Source organism: Rhodococcus wratislaviensis (assembly GCF_041228765.1).
Classification (GTDB): domain Bacteria; phylum Actinomycetota; class Actinomycetes; order Mycobacteriales; family Mycobacteriaceae; genus Rhodococcus_F; species Rhodococcus_F wratislaviensis.
In genome coordinates, this window is the sequence record NZ_CP150488.1 from 6804811 (window position 1) to 6823534 (window position 18724).

Annotated in this window: 17 protein-coding genes; 6 read left to right on the forward strand and 11 right to left on the reverse strand. The window is 69.0% G+C overall.

The window, feature by feature from the left end; all coding sequences use genetic code 11:
- Positions 1–6 precede the first annotated feature (6 nt).
- The 3 genes from WKC72_RS31410 to WKC72_RS31420 all read right to left on the reverse strand — a co-directional run bounded on the left by WKC72_RS31410 (position 7) and on the right by WKC72_RS31420 (position 4216).
- On the reverse strand, positions 7–2235 hold the full coding sequence (locus WKC72_RS31410; protein WP_370180714.1) for an acyl-CoA dehydrogenase: 2229 nt from the start codon (positions 2233–2235) through the stop codon (positions 7–9).
- A gap of 24 nt (positions 2236–2259) precedes the next feature.
- A complete protein-coding gene (locus WKC72_RS31415) occupies positions 2260–3423 on the reverse strand; it encodes a steroid 3-ketoacyl-CoA thiolase (RefSeq protein ID WP_037231433.1) in 1164 nt (387 codons plus the stop codon).
- Positions 3424–3604: 181 nt separating this feature from the next.
- The gene (locus WKC72_RS31420) at positions 3605–4216 is read right to left on the reverse strand and encodes a TetR family transcriptional regulator (protein ID WP_037231430.1); all 612 of its coding nucleotides are present in this window, start codon (positions 4214–4216) and stop codon (positions 3605–3607) included.
- A gap of 184 nt (positions 4217–4400) precedes the next feature.
- Between WKC72_RS31420 and WKC72_RS31425 the strand changes: the two genes are divergently transcribed.
- Complete coding sequence (locus WKC72_RS31425; protein ID WP_370180715.1) at positions 4401–5939, forward strand: FAD-dependent oxidoreductase; 1539 nt, start codon at positions 4401–4403, stop codon at positions 5937–5939.
- On the opposite strand, the gene hsaA is transcribed toward WKC72_RS31425, so the two are convergent.
- On the reverse strand, positions 5940–7106 hold the full coding sequence (gene hsaA / locus WKC72_RS31430; RefSeq protein ID WP_370180716.1) for a 3-hydroxy-9,10-secoandrosta-1,3,5(10)-triene-9,17-dione monooxygenase oxygenase subunit: 1167 nt from the start codon (positions 7104–7106) through the stop codon (positions 5940–5942).
- 167 nt (positions 7107–7273) lie between these two features.
- Here hsaA and WKC72_RS31435 point away from each other — a divergent pair, with 167 nt between their 5' ends.
- From WKC72_RS31435 to WKC72_RS31445, 3 genes are read left to right on the forward strand one after another with little or no spacing between them, the layout of a single operon-like run.
- Positions 7274–8437 carry a Rieske 2Fe-2S domain-containing protein gene (locus tag WKC72_RS31435; RefSeq protein WP_128639284.1) on the forward strand — a complete coding sequence of 388 codons (1164 nt, stop codon included), beginning with the start codon at positions 7274–7276 and terminating at the stop codon, positions 8435–8437.
- Positions 8415–8669 (forward strand): hypothetical protein, encoded by a 255-nt coding sequence (locus WKC72_RS31440; protein WP_128639285.1) that lies wholly within the window; start codon positions 8415–8417, stop codon positions 8667–8669. The genes WKC72_RS31435 and WKC72_RS31440 overlap by 23 nt, the downstream gene beginning before the upstream one ends.
- Before the next feature lie 22 nt (positions 8670–8691).
- Entirely contained in the window at positions 8692–9483 is a 792-nt protein-coding gene (locus WKC72_RS31445) for an SDR family oxidoreductase (protein WP_037231421.1), read from the forward strand.
- A 9-nt stretch (positions 9484–9492) separates the two neighbouring features.
- Here WKC72_RS31445 and WKC72_RS31450 read toward each other — a convergent pair whose 3' ends face one another.
- Positions 9493–10278 carry an SDR family NAD(P)-dependent oxidoreductase gene (locus WKC72_RS31450; RefSeq protein WP_128639287.1) on the reverse strand — a complete coding sequence of 262 codons (786 nt, stop codon included), beginning with the start codon at positions 10276–10278 and terminating at the stop codon, positions 9493–9495.
- A 247-nt stretch (positions 10279–10525) separates the two neighbouring features.
- Between WKC72_RS31450 and WKC72_RS31455 the strand changes: the two genes are divergently transcribed.
- Positions 10526–11341 (forward strand): alpha/beta fold hydrolase, encoded by an 816-nt coding sequence (locus WKC72_RS31455; RefSeq protein ID WP_037231416.1) that lies wholly within the window; start codon positions 10526–10528, stop codon positions 11339–11341.
- A gap of 69 nt (positions 11342–11410) precedes the next feature.
- Positions 11411–12646, forward strand: a complete 1236-nt coding sequence (locus WKC72_RS31460) for a low temperature requirement protein A (protein WP_112299057.1) — start codon at positions 11411–11413, stop codon at positions 12644–12646.
- Here the strand turns inward: WKC72_RS31460 and WKC72_RS31465 are convergent.
- The 6 genes from WKC72_RS31465 to WKC72_RS31490 all read right to left on the reverse strand — a co-directional run bounded on the left by WKC72_RS31465 (position 12643) and on the right by WKC72_RS31490 (position 18686).
- Positions 12643–13482 carry a DUF427 domain-containing protein gene (locus tag WKC72_RS31465; protein ID WP_112299056.1) on the reverse strand — a complete coding sequence of 280 codons (840 nt, stop codon included), beginning with the start codon at positions 13480–13482 and terminating at the stop codon, positions 12643–12645. The genes WKC72_RS31460 and WKC72_RS31465 overlap by 4 nt on opposite strands.
- Positions 13483–13500: 18 nt before the next feature.
- On the reverse strand, positions 13501–14100 hold the full coding sequence (locus WKC72_RS31470; RefSeq protein WP_370180717.1) for a hypothetical protein: 600 nt from the start codon (positions 14098–14100) through the stop codon (positions 13501–13503).
- Entirely contained in the window at positions 14100–15188 is a 1089-nt protein-coding gene (locus WKC72_RS31475; protein WP_370180718.1) for a PEP/pyruvate-binding domain-containing protein, read from the reverse strand. The genes WKC72_RS31470 and WKC72_RS31475 overlap by 1 nt, the downstream gene beginning before the upstream one ends.
- A 168-nt stretch (positions 15189–15356) precedes the next feature.
- Complete coding sequence (locus WKC72_RS31480; RefSeq protein ID WP_112299054.1) at positions 15357–16511, reverse strand: S9 family peptidase; 1155 nt, start codon at positions 16509–16511, stop codon at positions 15357–15359.
- Complete coding sequence (bphC, locus tag WKC72_RS31485) at positions 16508–17419, reverse strand: biphenyl-2,3-diol 1,2-dioxygenase (RefSeq protein ID WP_370180719.1); 912 nt, start codon at positions 17417–17419, stop codon at positions 16508–16510. The genes WKC72_RS31480 and bphC overlap by 4 nt, the downstream gene beginning before the upstream one ends.
- An 88-nt stretch (positions 17420–17507) precedes the next feature.
- Positions 17508–18686: a hydroxylase gene (locus WKC72_RS31490; RefSeq protein ID WP_370180720.1), complete on the reverse strand. Its 1179-nt coding sequence runs from the start codon at positions 18684–18686 to the stop codon at positions 17508–17510.
- Positions 18687–18724: the final 38 nt, after the last annotated feature.

Here is an 18724-nt window from a genome sequence, read left to right on the forward strand (position 1 = left end):
GTCAGGTCACACTCCCTTTCCGGGCTCGAGGTCACGCGGCAGACCCAGCAGTCGTTCGCCGATGATGTTGAGCTGGACATTGGTGGTGCCACCCGCGATCGACATGCACTGCGAGTTCAGGAACATCTGCGTGCCGGACGTCCGGGGCTGGTCGCCGAGCAGGGCGCGCGGTCCGGCCCAGTCCATCGCCACCTCCCACACCTGCTGGATGTGTTCGACGCCGAGCAGTTTCGCGACCGACGACTCGGCGCCCGGTTGCCCGCCCGCGATCGATCGCAGGGTGGTGCGCAGCCCCATCAGGCCGCCGGACTGTGCGTCGCAGAGGACCTTGCCGAGCACGGTCAGCTGCTCGTCGTCGATGCCGCCGGGCAGTTCGCTCGCCAGCGTCAGCAGAGCCTCGCCGCCGGAACCCAGTGAGGAGTCGTGCGACAGCGACACGCGTTCGTTGGCGAGGGTCGTCCGGGCGAGCTTCCAGCCGTCGCCCGGTTCGCCCACCAGGAGTTCGTCCGGGACGAACACGTTGTCGAGGAACACCTCGTTGAACAGTGCCTCGCCGGTGATCTCGCGCAGTGGCCGGATGTCGAGGCCGTCGCTGGCCGACATGTCGATCAGGAAGTACGACAATCCCTTGTGTTTGGGAGCCGAGGCATCCGTGCGGGCGAGGCAGATGCCCCAGTCCGCGTCCCGGGCCATCGACGTCCACACCTTCTGCCCTTGCAGCACCCAGCCGCCGTCCACCTTGGTGGCCTTGGTGTTCAGGCCGGCGAGGTCCGATCCGGCGCCGGGTTCGGAGAACAGCTGGCACCAGACGAGGTCGCCGCGCAGCGACGGCGGCACGAAGCGCTGCCACTGTTCTTCGCTGCCGTGCGCGATGAGCGTGGGCACCACCCAGTTGCCGATGATCATGTCGTGGGGCTTCAGCGCGGCCGCGCGCAGTTCGTCCGCGATCACGAGTTGTTCCACGGCGCCGGCTCCCCTGCCCCACGGTGTGGGGAGGTGCGGTGCGGTGTAACCCTTCTCGGCCAGGTACGCCCTGCACTCCGTCTCGTCCAGTGCGGCGGCGGCCGCGAGTTCCGCGCGGACGTCGGCGCGGATGTCCTCGGCGTCCGGCGGCAGGTCGATGCCGAGCACCCGGCGGGTGCCACCCAGGGTCGCGCGGGCAACGCGCCGCCGCCACGATGCGGTGGACCCGAGCAGGATCCGAAGCGACTGCGCCCGGCGCAGGTACAGATGAGCGTCGTGTTCCCAGGTGTAGCCGATGCCCCCGAGCACCTGGATGCAGTCCTTGGTGACGGAGAACGCCGCGTCGGGGGCGGTGGCTCCGGCGACCGCGGCCGCGAGTGACTCCTCCGCCGCACTGCAGCGCGGCGCAGCCGTCGCGGCCCTGGCACTGCTCCCGAAATTCATCGCACGGGCCGCGTCCCACGCACACACGCGGGCCTGTTCGGCGAGGCAGAGCATGCGTGCCACCCGGTGCTTCACGCCCTGGAACTGGCCGATGGGGCGGCCGAACTGGTGGCGCACCTTGGCGTAGTCGGCGGCGGTGGTCACGGCCCAGTCCGCGACGCCCGCGGCCTCGGCGGCGAACAAGGTGGCCGCCAGATCGAGGACGCGCTGCGAATCGATCTGCAGAACATCGGCTTCGGTGATCTCGAGTCCGTTCGCCGCCGCGGTCGCGTTGCGGCGCACCACGTCGTGGCTGGGCAGGTCGGTCACGTCGAGCCGGTCGCGGGCGAGCGCCACGAAGACGGTCTCGTCGCCGTCCCTCGCCGCGAGCAGGAACAGGTCGCCCACCTGCCCGCCGAGGACGTACCCGGACTCGCCGTCCAGCGTCACCACTCCGCCGCCCCGGGCGAGCCGCAGCGAACCCGGCTGCAGGGCCACCGCGCCGAGGGTCGAACCGTCCGCAAGCCCGGAGAGCTCACCCGCGCGCCCCGACTCGTGCAGGACGGCGCCGAGCAGCACGGTCGGGAGGAAGGGACCGGGCAGCAGGACCCGGCCCAGTTCCTCGGTGACCACTGCCAGTTCGACCAGCCCGCACCCGGCCCCGCCCATGTCCTCGGGCAGGTGCAGTCCCAGTACACCCAGTTCCGCCAACGACTTCCAGAACAGCGGCCGTCGCTCGGTCTTGGCCTCGACGGCCTCCCGGAGCACGGCCGGGGTCACGGTCCGCGTGGCCCAGCCCCGCACCGAGTCGCGTAGGTCGCGTTCTTCTTCGGTCAATCCCATTGTCATGTCGGCCTCGTCGATCGTTCGGGGTCAGATGCGTTCGATGATGGTTGCGGTGGACAGTGCGCCACCGGCGCACATCGTGACCAACGCGGTGGAGGTGTCGGAGCGCTCCAGTTCGTACAGGGCGGTCGTGATCAGCCGGGCCCCGGTGGAGCCCACCGGATGTCCGAGGGCGATGGCGCCGCCGTTGACGTTCACCTTCGACAGGTCGGCCCCGTGCACCTGCGCCCACGACAGCACGACGGACGCGAACGCCTCGTTGATCTCGACGCGATCGATGTCGCCCAACGACATTCCGGCGCGTCCGAGGACCATCCGCGTGGACTCGATCGGCCCGTCGAGGTGGTAGTACGGGTCGGAGCCGACCATGCCGGACGCGACGATCCTCGCGCGCGGCCGCAATCCGAGTTCGCGGGCACGGCCGCCGTCCATGAGCAGGACGGCGGCGGCGCCGTCGCTGATCTGGGACGAGTTGCCCGCAGTGTGAATGTGGCCGTCGATCACGGGTTTCAGGGCCGCCAGGGCCTCTGCTGTCGTCTCCCGCAGTCCCCCGTCCCGGGTGACCACCGCGAGTTCACCGGTGGGTGCGCCGGACTTGTCGACGACGGGGGCGGTGACGGGAACGATCTCGCGGTCGAACCGTCCTTCCGCCCAGGCCTGGGCGGCGCGGCGCTGTGACTCGAGCCCGAAGGCGTCGACGTCGCCGCGCCCGAGTCCGCGCAGGTCGGCGATCCGCTGGGCGGACGTGAACTGGTCGCCCATGTCGATCGACCAGTCGCCGGGGTACGGGTTGCCGGTCTCCGGTGTGACGGCCTGGCCGAGGAACACCCGGCTCATCGCCTCGACACCGCACCCGATTCCGGCGGAGATCTGGCCGGACGCGATGAGCCCCGCCACGACGTGCACGGCCTGCTGGGAAGACCCGCAGGCGCAGTCGAGCGACGTGGCCGCCGTCGCGTACGGCAGTCCCGCGTGCAGCCACGCCTGCCGGGTCACGTTGTTGGACTGTTCACCGGCCTGGGTGACGCATCCGCCGACGACCTGCCCGATGTCCGCCGGGGCGACACCGGCCCGTTCGAGGACACCCCGCTGTGCGGCGCCGAGCAGTTCGGCCGGGTGCAGTCCGGACAGTGCCCCGCGCCGACGCCCGATCGGTGTCCGTGCCGCGTCGACGATGACGGCGTTGCCCATGTTCCGCTCCTTGGGTTCTTCTGGCTCGCGGACGTGTCCGCGCTCATTTTTGAAATGTATTCTATTTTTGAATAGACATCAATGCCCTTTGCCTTGCAAAATAGTTTTCGGCGCAGCTCAGGTGTCAGGAATGAATTTCACTTCGACGTCGACGGTGACGCGGCCCGACGCCGGCGAGCTGTCAGCGGTGCGACAGGTTGACCAGCAGCAGGTCGCACGCCTTACGGATGTCGGACTCGGCATCGGGAATCGAGACCCGGCCGTTGAGGCAGGACTGGATGACGCCGAACCACAGCTGCACCAGCAGGCGCAGCGCCGTGAGGTCTTCCTCCGTCGGATGTTCGATCCCGGCGGCGTCCAGCATGATCTGCCGGAAGGCCCGGTCGACCTTCCCCGCATCCGGCACGGACGCGACGTTGGCGGTGCTCGTGGACTGGATCATCGCGGTGGACAGTGCGGGCCGTCGCAGCAGCCCGCGGGTGGCGCGGACGAGCACGTTGTACACCGCATCCTGCGGCGATTCACCGGGGGGTGCGCTCTTCTTGAACCCGACACCCATGCGGTCGATCTGGTCGACCATCACCGCGACGAACAGATGCGTCTTCGACGGAAAGTACCGGTACAGCGTCCCTATCGCGACGCCGGCACGTTTGGCCACCTCGTGCATCTGGACTCGGGCGAGTTCCTTCTCGGTGGCCAGTTCGATCGCGGCCTCGAGCATGCGGACGTGGCGGGCCCGCTGTTCCTCCGAACTCGGTTCGGCAGCGTCCCGCACTTCGGCGATTCTCGGCACCCTCGATCCCCCTTCACTCCGCACACAGCCCCGGATCCGGTGTCGATTCTCGCATTGGTTCGGGAAAGCATCGAATTTCGTCCGGTGAGTGGGACCGCACGTGCCGCAGGTCCCCAGGATGCGATTGCGTGAACCCCACGACTGGACCGCCAGTCACCACAGACCATCAACGGAGGAAACGACGATGCAGGACTGGACAACCGAGTGCGACGTGCTGGTGGTCGGTTCGGGGGGCGGCGCGCTGACCGGCGCCTACACGGCCGCTTCGCAGGGTTTGCGCACCCTCGTCCTCGAGAAGACCCCACTGTTCGGCGGCACGTCCGCATACTCCGGCGCCGCGGTGTGGCTGCCGGGCACCGCCGTGCAGGAGCGCGCCGGCATCGGCGACTCCACGGACAAAGCGCGCACGTACCTGCGCGCAGTGGTGGGTGACGAGGAAATCGACCGTCAGGAGGCGTACGTCGCCACCGCGCCCGAGGTCGTCGACCTCCTCGAACGCGATCCCCACATCGAATTCGAGTGGCGCGCGTTCCCCGACTACTACAAGGCGCCCGGCCGGATGGACTACGGTCGCGCGATCAACCCGCTCGACCTGCCGAGCGACGAGGTCGGGGACCTGCGCGAGGTCATCCGGCCCGAGGCCGACGTCGACCGGGCCGGGGAACCGCATCCGGAGGGAACACTGAACGGTGGCCGCGCCCTGATCGGCCGTCTTCTCATGGCTCTGCACGGCACCGGGCACGCGGAACTGCGCACCGAGACCGCCGCGCGGTCGCTGATCGTCGAGGACGGCCGGGTCGTCGGCGTCGAGGCGACGAACGCCGCCGGTGAGACCGTCCGAATCCGGGCGAGGCGCGGCGTGCTGCTCGCGGCAGGCGGGATCGAGGGCAACGCGGCGCTGCGCACCGAGAACGGAACGCCGGGCAAGGCGGACTGGAGCATGGGCCCGCGCGGCGCGAACACCGGCGACCTCCTGCGGGCGGCGGTGGAGATCGGCGCGGACACCGCACTCCTCGACGAGGCGTGGTGGTGCCCCGGGGTCGAACTTCCGGACGGCTCCGGCGCGTTCATGGTGGGCGTGCGCGGCGGCATTCTCGTCGACACGTCCGGAGAGCGGTACCTCAACGAGTCCCTGCCGTACGACCAGTTCGGTCGAGCGATGATCGAGCACGGAAGCGGCAGTTCGTATCTCGTGTTCGACTCGAAGGAGGGTGGGCCCGTGTTGCCTGCCATCTCCATTCCGAACATCTCCGCCGAGAAGCATCACGCGGCGGGCACCTGGGTCTCGGCCGATACGGTCGAGGAACTCGCGGAGGAGATCGGCGTTCCCGCGGACGCTCTGCGCCGCGCCGTCGAACAGTTCAACGACTTCGCCAAGCACGGCGTCGACGAGGCGTTCCACCGAGGAGAGGACCCGTACGACAACTTCTTCTGCCCGCCGGGCACGGGTGCGGACGCGCCACCGAATCCGGCACTGAGCCCGGTGTCGCAGGGCCCGTTCCACGCGGCCCGCATCGTGCTCAGCGATCTCGGCACCAAGGGCGGGGTCCGGACCGACGCCGACGCCCGGGTCCTGCGCGCCGACGGCACACCCATCGACGGACTGTATGCGGCGGGCAACACCAGCGCATCGCTCAGCGGCCGGTTCTATCCCGGCCCGGGAGTGCCGCTCGGCACCGCAATGGTCTTCTCCTACCGGGCAGTTCAGCACATGCGGAGCTGACTACACGAGGTTGTCCTCCACCGGGAGCCCGAACGCGCCCCTGCCGAACAGGGCGAGGGCGCGTTCGGGCTCGTTGGCCACGTGCACGCTGCCCGCGTGGGCGTCGCGCCACGACCGTTCGATCGCGTTGCCGCGCGACAGCGAACTTCCGCCGGCGGTCTTGAACAGCAGGTCGATCGCGTCGAGGGCTCGCTCGGTCGCGCGAACCTGATCGCGGCGAACCCGCAGCCGCAGACCCATGGGGAGTTCCTCACCGGCCTCGGCCAGTTCCCACAGTTCACGCACGTTGCGATCCATCTGCAGGATCGCGGCGTCGATCTCGGACGACGCCCGGGCCACCGCGACCTGGGCGAACTGGTCGTCGACGAATCTTCCGCCACCGAGGCTGAGCCGCACTCGTTCCCGCATGAACGTCAGATAGCGTTCGTAGCATCCCGCGACGACACCCACTCCCGGGGCTGCCACGGCGGTGGTGAAGAGCGTGGCGAACGGCAGCCGGTACAGCGGTCCCCGGTTCACCTTCTGCCCGGGTCCACGCAGTTGCGCCGTCTCGTAATTCCTCTTGATCCGATAGTCGGGAACGAACACGTCCTCCGCGCTGATCTCGTTGCTGGCGGTGCCACGCATCCCCACCACGTCCCAGACGTCGTGGATGCGGTAGTCCGACCGCGGCACCAGAGCGGTCATGAAATCGACCGGGCGGCCCTCGGTCCCGACCACCATCGCGCCGAGCAGTGCCCACGACGCGTGCTCGCAGCCCGAGGAGAAATGCCAGTCCCCCGTCAGCCGGTACCCGCCCTCGACGGGGACAAGCCGCCCGACGGGTGCGTAGGCGGACGACACGAGCACCGAATCGTCGTGGCCCCACACGTCACGCTGCGCCCGGTCGTCGAACAGGGCCAGGTGCCACGGGTGCACCCCGAGCACGGACGCCAGCCAGCCCGTCGAGCCGCACACACCCGACACGGCGCGCACCACCTCGTAGAAGTGCACCGGATTGCTTTCCGTGCCGCCGTACCGCCTGGGCTGCAGCATCTTGAACATTCCGGCGTCGCCGAGTTCACGGATCACCTGTTCGGACACGCGCCGCGACTCGTCGACCTTGCCCGCGCGTTCCGCGATCATCGGCAGCAGGCCGCGGATCGATCTCAGGACCTCGTTCGTCATCTGTCGGAGGGTAGGGCGATCACACCCGTGCGTGGACAGGCGTCTCGCTCAACGGGAAACACCGCCCCACCGCCCGGTCCCGTCCAGTGGGACCACACGATGCGGGCCGTCCACGCTCACTTAGCGTGCAGGGCACCGCACAAGCCCAGGAGAGGACGGGACGCATCGTGACCACCCAACAGTCCGAGACAGTCGAGGTACGCGAAATCGACACGGGCGCAGCGCCCACCCGATTCGCCCGTGGATGGCACTGCATCGGAATGTCCGAGGCGTTCCGGGACGGCAAGCCGCATTCCGTCGAAGCGTTCGGGACCAAGCTCGTCGTCTTCGCCGACAGTGCGGGCGATCTCGCCGTGCTCGACGGCTACTGCCGGCACATGGGCGGCGACCTCAGCCAGGGCACGGTCAAGGGCGACGAGGTGGCGTGCCCGTTCCACGACTGGCGGTGGGGTGCCAACGGCCGGTGCAAGAAGATTCCATATGCGCGCCGGGTTCCGCCGCTCGCCCGGACCCGGTCGTGGCACGCGCTCGACCAGGACGGGATGTTGTTCGTGTGGAACGATCCGGAGGGCAATCCGCCGCCCGCGGACGTCACGATTCCCCGCATCGACGGCGCTCTCGACGACGAATGGACGGACTGGGTCTGGTACCGGACCACGGTCGACACCAACTGCCGGGAGGTGGTCGACAACATCGTCGACATGGCGCACTTCTTCTATGTGCACTACTCGTTCCCCACCTACTTCAAGAACGTCTTCGAGGGCCACGTCGCCAGCCAGTTCATGCGCGGGCAGGCCCGCGACGACATGCGCCCGCACGCGTCGGGTCAACCCAAGATGGTCGGAAGCCGCTCGGATGCGACGTATTTCGGCCCGTCGTTCATGGTCGACGACCTGACGTACCGGTACGAGACGCACGAGGTCGACTCCGTGCTGATCAACTGCCACTACCCTGTCAGCGCCGACAGGTTCGTGCTGCAGTACGGCATCATCGTCAAGAAGTCGAAGGATCTCGACGGCGACGCGGCCACCGAGATGGCGAAGAATTTCGGCACGTTCATCGCGAAGGGTTTCGAGCAGGACATCGAGATCTGGAAGAACAAGACCCGCATCGAGAATCCGCTGCTGTGTGAGGAGGACGGCCCGGTCTACCAGCTGCGCCGCTGGTACGAGCAGTTCTACGTCGACGTCGATGCGGTGACCCCGCAGATGACCGAGCGGTTCGAGTTCGAACTCGACACCACCCGGCCGGTCGAATCGTGGAAGCGCGAAGTGGAAGAGAACCTCGCACGAAAGGCGCGCGAAGCCGATGCGACCGCTGCAGTGCACTGAGTGCGGCGCGCGCGTCCTGGTCCAGAAGAACAGCTGGGAGCACACTTCCGTTCAGTGGGACGACGCGGCCCGCGCCCGGTGCCGCGAGATCGGCAGCGCGGGGCCGGGGCGCCCCGGCGCTCCCCGGAAAGGATGTTCGGCGCTGACGGCGTCGATCACCCGGGCCGCGGAGGCGGGCGTCGTCCCGGTGCGCGATCCCGACCCCGTTCCGACACCCGTCGTCGCCCACTGAACGATTTCCGTAAGGACACAACATGATCGACACCGAACACTACGGTCCGTGGGCCGTGATCGCAGGCGGCTCCGAGGGTGTGGGCGCGAGTTTCGCCGAGGAACTGGGCCGCGCCGGGATCAACCTCGTGCTGATCGCCCGTAAGCCCGGGCCGCTCGAGGAGACCGCGGCCACGGTCCGCACCCACGGCGTCCTGGTGCGCACCCTCGCGCTCGATCTCCTCGATCCGGACGCCCTCGACCGGATCCGCACGGCCACCGACGACGTCGAGGTCGGGTTGCTGATCTTCAACGCCGGAGCCAACAGTTACGGACACGAGTTCGTCAGCGGAGACCTCGCCGGCTTCCAGCGTGTCATCGACCTGAACATCACCTCTCAGCTGCACCTTTCGCAGCATTTCGGCACGAGGATGAAGACCCGTGGCCGAGGCGGCATCGTGCTGGTCGGTTCGCTGGCCGGGTACCTGGGTTCGGAGGACCAGAGCATCTACGCCGCGTCCAAGGCGTTCGGCCGGATCTTCGCGGAAAGCCTCTGGCTCGAACTCGCGCCGTTCGGCGTCCACGTGGTCGAACTGGTCCTGGGCGTCACCCGCACGCCGGCGATGGTCCGGGCGGGCCTGAACTTCGACCTTCCCGGAATGAAGGTCGCCGAACCGGAAGACGTTGCCCGTGAGGGGCTCGCGCACATCGCCGACGGGCCGGTCTGGGTGGCGGGCGGCAACTACGACGCGGCCCGGAAGCGCAGTGGTTTCCCCCGCGACGCACTCGTGCGCGGGGCAGCCGAGGGAATGCGGAAGTTGCTGGGCCGCCGGTAACCGCCGACGTCAGAGGGTGGTGACGAGTCCGCCGTCGATCACGAAGTCGGACCCCGTCACATTGCCCGCCCGGTCGCTCGCGAGGAACACGACGAGATCCGCCACCTCGTCCGGGCGGGTGAACCGGCCCGTGACCGCCTGCTTCGCGGCACGCTCCGCCACTGCGTCCGGGTCGCCGCCCGCGGCGCGCGCCACCGTGGCGGCGACCCCGTCGTCGCCGAGCCACAGAGCGGTCGACACCGGGCCGGGACTCACGGTGTTCACCCGAATACCCAACGGTCCCACCTCTTTCGACAGAGCCTTCGAGAAGTTGGTGAGCGCGGCCTTGGACGCACAGTAGTCGATGACGGTGGGGTCGGGCAGGAAACTGTTGACCGAACTGGTCGTCACGATGGAACCCCGGCCCGCCGCGATCATCGTGGGCAGGGCGGCGCGGATCGTTCGCACCGCCGACATCAGGTTGAGATTCATCGTCGTGATCCAGTCTTCGTCGGTCACGTCGAGGAAACCGGTCAGTCTCGGGTGGGCAGCGCCGACGTTGTTGACGACGACGCCGAGACTGCCCCGGGCAGTGGCGGCGGCGACGAGTTCGCCCGGGCCGGTGGGGGTCGACAGGTCGACGCTCACCGCCTCCACCGTTCCGCTGCGGACGAGTTCTTCCAGTTCGGGGCTGGGCGAACGCGCCCCCGCCACCACGAACGCGCCTTCCGCGGCGAGCGCCCGGGTGATGGCGAGCCCGATACCCTTGCTGGCTCCGGTGACCACGGCGACGGTGCCGCGCAACGCGAGATCCACGGGGTTCCTCCTGACGACGGCGGAGCGTGCATACACGAGCGGAACGTCCCCCTCCGATCACGCTAGCCGAAATGATGCCGACCGCGCTGCAGGCGAGTAATCTCAGCGACGAAGGGCCAGGCCACGGCGTTGCTCTCGTACGACGGCGTCTCTCCTCCTACGGTGCCTCTCGTCGCACGACTACACCTGGCGCGCAGGCCCCTTCACCCCTGACCACTGTGTTCTTTCCTGACTCGGGAGACGAGTGATGCGCCTTCTTCGACTTCGAACCGCCGTTGCCGCATGCGCGATCGCGGCTGCCGGAACGCTCACCGTGGGGGCCGGACCGGCCCTCGCCCAGGATCTGCCGACGGTGGTGCTGGTCCACGGTGCGTTCGCCGACACGACCAGCTGGGATGCGGTGGCCGCGGAACTGCGCGGCCGCGGATATGAAGTCGTGGTCCCGGACAACCCGTTGCGCGGACCGGCGTACGACTCCGCCGCCATCGAGAAGGTGCTCGCGGACATCCCGGGACCGGTGGTCCTCGTCGGTCACTCGTACGGGGGCGCGGTCATCACCAATGTGCATTCGCCGAACGTCGAGGCCCTCGTCTACGTGGCGGCATTCGCCCCGGCACAGGGCGAGCCGGTCATGCTGAACCTCGACCCGATCCGGTTCCCCGGCAGCCAGCTGCTCCCGCCGGTGCTGCAGGTGAAGGTGGTCGAGAACGATCCCACCGGAATCGCAGGGAGAAACCTCGACGGCTACATCGATCCCGGCCGCTTCCACGACGTGTTCGCACAGGACGTCCCGGACGCCACGGTCGCAGGCATGATCGCGCACCAGAAGTCGGCGGCGCTCGTCGCGAACCTCGAACCGACCGCCGATCCGTCGTGGGCGTCGACACCGAGCTGGGCCCTGGTCGCTCAGAACGATCGTGTGATTCCGGCGGCGGCGGAGCGGTTCATGGCCACGCGCGCGGGAGCCCGGATCACGGAAATCCCGGCGTCGCACGCCGTCCTGGTGTCCCAGCCCGGCGCGGTCGCGGACCTCGTGGTGCAGGCAGACCAGGGAACTCCGTAGCGGACCGCCGTGAACGCGCCCGGACAACCGGCACCGAACAGCAGGAACCTCGCCCACCGTGTCCAGAGGATGGTCGGGCGTGATCCACACGAGGAGCACCGTGCGGCAACGCCGTTGGAGCTGCTGTTCGACCTGACGTTCGTCGTCGCGTTCGGTGTCGCGGGCGATCAGTTCGCGCACCTCGTCGCCGAAGGACACGTCGCCGCCGGGCTGGCGGGATTCGCGTTCGCGATGTTCTCCATCATCTGGGCGTGGATCAACTTCTCCTGGTTCGCGTCGGCCTACGACACCGACGACTGGATCTACCGGGTCACCACCATGATCCAGATGATCGGCGTCGTCATCCTGGCGCTCGGTATGCCTCCGATGTTCGCGTCCATCGACCGTGGAGTCGAACTCGACAATTCCGTGATGGTGTCCGGCTACATCGTCATGCGGGTCGCCATGGTGTTCCAATGGCTGCGCGCCGCCAAACACGACCCCGAGCACCGTTCCGCGTCACTGACGTACGCCACGACGCTCGTCATCGCGCAGATCGGCTGGGTCGCCTTGGTGATCGCTCCCCTCACCGTCGAATACGCGTTCGGCCTCGGCGCGATACTCATACTCGTCGAGCTGACCAGCCCCGTCATCGCCGAACGGTACAAGGGCGGAACGCCCTGGCACGCACACCACATCGTCGAGCGTCACGGCCTGCTCGTCATCATCACACTCGGCGAGGGTGTGATCGGCACCGTGGCATCACTGTCCGCCGTGGTCGAACACCAGGGCTGGACATTGGACGCGGTACTCGTCGCGGTGGCGGGCATCGGACTCACGTTCGGACTGTGGTGGGTGTACTACACCCTGCCGTCGGCCGAGGTGCTCGAGGTGTACCGCAGCCGGTCGTTCGTCTGGGGTTACAGCCACATCGCGCTCTTCGCGTCGCTGGCCGCGGTGGGGGCCGGACTACACGTGGCGGCGTATTACATCGAACACGCCTCCCATATCGGCGGGACGGCGACGGTGCTCTCCGTCGCCGCGCCCGTCGCGATCTTCCTTCTGGGCGTCTACGCGCTGTACACGTATCTGCTGCGGGTGCCCGATCCATTCCACGTCCTGCTCCTCGTCCTGACCGCGGCCACGATCGCGCTCGCACTGGTGCTGGCGGCGCAAGGCGTGTCGATGGCGTGGTGTCTGATCGTGGTGATGCTGGCACCGGTCGTCACGGTCGTCGGATACGAATTGCTCGGGCACGCGCACGAGGCCCGTGCGCTCGAGGTCGTCCTCGGGCGCACCGACACCGGTGCCGGCGAGGAGACCTAGGACCAGGGAGTCACCGGCCGAGGGCGGGCCACACCGTCGACGACCAGATCGAGCCGCTCGTCGAAGAAGGCCACGAGCCCCCGAACTTCCGACGCGTCGACGAGGGGCTCGTCGTATCGCCACGCGATGTCGTGAAGCACTCCGCCGGCGGTGACCGCGGACCGGTAGGCGGCCTCGCCCTTGTAGGCGCAGTACGACGTCGTCGCACTCGGTTGCAGTTCCGCGACGACGTCGCCGGCCGGCAGGTAGTAGCGGACCGGCAGCAGTGTTTCGAACAGCATTTTCGCCCGCCGGGTGTCGGCGAGGAGGGTGTCGCCCAGCATCACCCGGATGTGCCGGGACGTGCGGCGAACGTCGATGCGCTGGAACGGGTCGTGCGGATGTCCGACGATCTCGTCGTCCTCCTCGAGCCAGCGGTCGAAGCCGTCGAAATCGAGCACCACGTACCCGGTCAGGTCCTGGTCTCCGGGCCGGAACCCCCGGGCGTACCCGGCGCCGGTGCGGATCGCAACGGGCTCCCCTTCCGTGCTGTGCACCGAGAACGGCACCCGCGGATCGAGCACCGGCATCGTCGTCACGTCCGGCAGGGCGAAGCCGACGTCGCCGGTCTCCCCCGCCGGCACCGAACCCGTTGGCTCCGGCGACAACTCCGCGTCGATGTCCTCCGCCGGCACCGCGTACGCGGGAACGACGCGCCGCGGCTCCCAGACCAGGATCGCACGGTCACTGTCGACCACCGTGGTCCCGTTCAGCACCGCACGAATCCGCTTCGCCGTCGGCTCGTAGCGAAGCTCGCGCAGCTGACGTCCGATGCTGTCGCGCAGTCGTAGGCCCATAGTTCGAGACTAGCCGTGTCATCGGGTCAGGCCGAGGGAAGCGATGAGGTCCTCGTGGAACTCGAACCAGACGCGGTGGCAGGAGTCGCGGTCGGTTGCGGTGATCCAGGCCGGCTCGGTGCCCGCCCGCTCGACGGCGCCGGCGAACCGCTGGTGATACCCGGCGAACCGGTCCATGCCGGCGACCAGGCGCGCCTCGAGTTCGGCGAGGGCGTCCGCCGCGGTCCCCAGCCGGGAGATCGTCTCGCCGATGGTCACGGTCGCCTCGCCGAGGCCGATCTCGGCCAACTGCCAGGCGGTGCAACTGTCCGCCACGGCGACGTTGTGCGGCAGGAAGTCCCGGTGGACCCGCACCACCACGGCGCGGGTTCCGCATCGGTCGAGCTCGGCGGCGAGCAGTCGCTCGCCGTGGACCTTCCCGGCTTCGGTCAGGGACCATCCGCTGTCCCCGGCGAAGGCGATGTGGGTGACCAATCCACGCGCCTCGGCGTCGAGCAGGTGCTCGGCGGCCAGTCCTGCAGGCAGGGCGAACCGGGCGGCGATGCGGTCGGTCTCCGCGTAGCCCAGGATCCGCACGGCGTGCAGCACCAGGATGTCCGTCGGTGTGCGGTGCGACATCAGTTCCGCCCACCGATCCCGGTGGCGGTGCCGACGTGCCCGCGGGTGCCGTCGACGCGGACCAGCCGGCCCTCGGCCAGTGCGGTCATGGCCCCCGGCGCCGCCAGGACCGCCGGGATGCCGAACTCGCGGGCCACGATCGCGGCGTGCGCCAGCATCCCGCCCGTCTCGGTGACCACCGCGCACGCGCGAGCCAGGAGCGGGGTCCACGCCGGCGAGGTCGTACGGCAGACCAGCACGTCGTCCGGACGGAAGCGGGCGAAGTCGTCCAGGCTGCCGATGATCCGCGCAGGCCCGACGGCGGTGCCCGGGCTGGCTGCGATGCCTGTCAGCAGCACCTCGCCCGGCGTTGCTCGCACTGGCGGTGCGGTGGTGGGAGCGGTCGTGATCGGGCGAGCCTGCAGGACCCAGGTTTCGTCGCCGGCGATCGCCCACTCGATGTCCTGCGGTTGCCCGAACAGATTCTCGATGTCACGTCCCAGAGCAGCGAGGGCGCAGGCCCGGGCAGTGGACAGCAGTTGCCCGCCCCGGTGCCTCGCTGTCTGCACGTGTACACCGTCGACCAGGTAGGACTCCGGAGTGACGGTCCCGGCCGCGACTGCGTCGCCCAGGCCCCTCGCCGCCTCGATCACCACCTGCTCGGCCCCGGTGACCGGGTGCCGGGTGAACATGACTCCGGCCGTCTCGGGTTGCACCATCACCTGCACGATCACCCCGGCCGTCGCGAGGGCGTCCCGATGTGTGCGATTCGCATACGCGACGCCCTCGGGCGAGGAGCCGGAGGAGGCGCTGCGATGCACCGCCTCGATCACCTCGGCGGCGGTGGTGACCCCGAGCGTCGTCGCCAGCTGTCCGGCGAACGACGACTCCAGGCCGTCCTCCGCGAGAGCGGACGAGCGCACCGCGACCGGACCCGGACCGAGACGGCGCAGTCCGGCCTCGATCTCCCGCTCCCACCCGGGATCGCCGAGCGGATCGGGGATCACGAATCCTGCGGGCACCCGGAATCCGGCACGTAGCAGCAGGCCGAGGTTGCGGGCCTTGCCACCGCAACGCTCGGACGCGTCCGGCAGCGGGACGAGCGGCACCGCTCAGGCCTCCGCGTCACGGTCGCCGGCCCGAGCACGAACCCGGTTCAGCCGCTGCCGGACAGCCTGCGCCGAACCCTCGATGGTCACCCGACCACCCCACACAATCAACACTCTGTTGTCAACACGCTGGTGACGGCCGGTGGTCAGGGTGAGGTCCCGGCATCCTCAGCGAGCAAGGATCCCGGCGACGAAATCCTGCGCGTCCTTCTGCGACACCCCGATCGTTCCGCGATGGTCCGCACCCTCGTACGTCCGATACGTGAGTTCGTTTCCGTTGTCCTGCAACGTCTTCACCATCAGGTCCGTCGACGGTTTGCTCACCACCAGGTCGCCGGAGCTCTGCGCGACCAGCGTCGGCACCTGCACGTGGACTCGCGACGGCTCCTGGCGGGCCAGGTAGTCCGTCAGCGGTCTCAGGTCGGCGTCGGGACGGAACACTTGACCGGCGGGCACGGGTGGCACCTTCCGGATGTCGTCGATGCACCCGGTCCGCGCCGCCGTCACCAGCGGTTGCGCCTGCTCCGTCAGCAACGCCGACGGGTCGATCGCGGGGTCGGCCGCCTGGGCTCCGAGGAGGATCAGCGGGAGGAACGCCTCGGCCGCTTCGATACCCGGAACACCCGAGCGGAAGTACTGCGGCGTCTGGTCGAGCCCGTTGCCCGGGGCGATCGCCACGGCACCACCGAGATGCAGTTCCGGGGCGCGCTCCCCGCCCTGCGCCGCGGTGAACAACGCCGCCTGCCCGCCCTGGCTGTGGCCGATCACGAACCACGTCGGGCCGACAGCCGGATCCATCGCGCCGGCGGCGCGGACAATGTCCACGACGGCGTTCGTCTCCGTGTCACCGTTGATGTACGGATGGATACCCGGCGTGCCCAGACCCTGGTAGTCCGTGCTCACCACCGCGTATCCCTTGGCGACCCAATCGTCGAGGGACGCGTTCACCCCGGATAGATAGCCGTGGGCAGGGCCGCCCACGAAATCCGTGGACGGGGCGCAGGCGTCCGCGACTCCGGTCGTGCCGTGCGCCCAGCTGATCACGGGATACCCACCCTCGGGTGCCGGCGTGCGGGGAATCGACACGGTCCCCGACACCACCACGGGGTCGCCGTTGCCGTCCTGCGACGCGTAGGTGATGATCTCGTTCCGTCCGGCGCTCGGCAGTGCGGGACCGTCCGCGACGGCGCGGGACGAGAGAAGCTGGCCCGGCCGGAGCGCCGCCGGGTCGGCCGCCGTCTCGGATGTCGCAGTGGAACAGGCGGTTCCACCGAGAATGACGAGCGCGGCCACCGCTCCGATCCCGGCGCGCGACGACATCACGAGAACGCCGCCAGCGGCTCGGAACCCGACCAGTCGTGACCCCAGTAGCTGTCCGCCGTGATCTCCTCGGCGGTGTAGTGCGTCTCGTAGACGAGCATCCCCTCGGTGCCGAACTCGAGGTCCCAGCCGCCGGGGGCACGCACGTAGAACGACACCATGCGGTCGTTGGTGTGGCGGCCGAGGGTCGACGAGATGGAGAAGCCGAGCTTGCCGAGCCGGTCGAGCGCCTGGCCGACGGCGTCGAGCGTGTCGACCTCCGTCATCAGATGCACCATCCCGGGTTCGCCGCTGTGCGGCGCAGGGCACAACGCGAGGCTGTGATGGCGCTGGTTGACGCCCATGAACCGCACCCGGCGGGCCGGTCCCGGGGCGTCGGCCGGCCCGAGCCGGATCGCCCCGCGGGGCAGGAAACCCAGCACCTCGGTGTAGAACGTGTAGGCCTCTTCGAATGCCGGCGTCGGGAGGACCACGTGCCCCAGACCCTGTGCGCCGGTGACGAACCGCCCGCCGTGTGGGGTGACGACCGGACTGTGGTCGAGCACGGGCCCGAAGAACACCTCCACCCGTGTGCCGGACGGATCGTCGAACGCGATCACCTGCTCGGCGTCGCGGTAGCGCGATTCCTCCTCGGACAGGACGTCGACCGTGACACCCGACTTCTCCACCTGCTCCCGCACCCGCTGGAGAGCGAACTGGTCGCGCACCTCCCACCCCACCGCGAGTGCCGTGTCCGTGTCACCGGGGAGGACGATCAGCCGCGACCGCCGCTCGTCGACGCGCAGGTACAGGCCGTCGGGCTCGGGGCCGGAACCCTCGGCCATGCCGAGCCCGTCCACCACCAGCTCACGCCAGCGGGGCACGTCCTTCGTCTGGATCCTGAGGTAGCCGAGTCCTCGAATGTCGGTCATGTGAAAGTCCTTTCCTGAAGGCGGCTCCGCCGCCCGTGCGTGGTTGACGAGTCTCTGGACTCGCTAACCACGCACGGGCGCGGAGCGCCTAGATCATCGAGCGGTGGATACCCTGAGGTTCTCCGCCGAGCTGGGTCAGGGCCGAGGAATGGAAGATCGATCCCGGCACGTGGATGGCATGCGAGAGGCCCGCGTGGGCGTCCCGCCAGAAGCGCTGCAGGGGTGTCTTCAGTTGGAGCGCACCGCCACCGGAGCGGGCGAAGATCTCGTCCACGGCGCGCACCGCCCGCCACGCGGCGGCCGTCTGCGTGCGGCGGCCGATGGAGCGGAGTTCGAACGAGACGTCCTGGCCCTTCTCGGTCAGGTCCCAGAACCGGTCGACCGTCTCGAGGATCGCCGCGCGCGACGCCGCGATCTCCGCCGCCGCCTCGCCGATCGCGAACAGCACGTACGGGTCGTCCTTGATCGCGGTACCCGACACGGTGACACGTTCACGCTGCGCATTCAGGTGGCAGGCCAGCGCGCCCTCGGCGATGCCGATCAACGACGACGTGATGCCGAGCGGGAAGATGCACGAGAACGGGAAGTTGTAGAGCGTCTGGGTGCGGCCGAACTCCTTCGGCGCGGAGCCGTCGAACACCTTGTCGGCGGCCAGCGTCCGGTGCTGCGGGATGAACGCGTCCTTCACGATCAGGTCCTTGGACCCGGTGCCGCGCAACCCGACGACGTTCCAGCTGTCCTGGTCGATGTCGTAGTCCGAGCGCGGGAGCAGCACGTGCAGGATCTTCGGTGGCATCACCCGGTTGCCGTCCCGGTCACCGACCGCGGCGCCGATCATGATCCACCCGCAGTGGTCGGTGCCCGACGAGAACGACCACCGACCGTTGAGAACGTAGCCGCCGTCGACGGGCGTCGCGACCCCCATCGGGGCATACGGCGAGGCCATCCACATGTCGGAATCCTCGCCCCACACCTCGTCCTGCGCTTTGCGGTCGAAGAACGCCAGTTCCCACGGGTGGACGCCGACGATGCCGCTCACCCAGCCCGCGGCCCCGTCGATGGCGCCGATGCCCATCGCGGTCTCCGCGAACTCACGCGGATGCGATTCGTAGCCGCCGTACTCCTTGGGCTGCAGCATCCGCATCACGCCGGAGTCGCGCAACCGTTTCGCGGAGGTGTCGGACAGGCGCATCAGCTTGTCGCCCTCGGCGCCTTCCGCGCGGATCTCGTCCGCGTACTGTTCGATCCGGTCAAGAACCTGGCCCATGATGATCTCGGCTTTCTGGTGTCGGTGCCCGGCGAAAC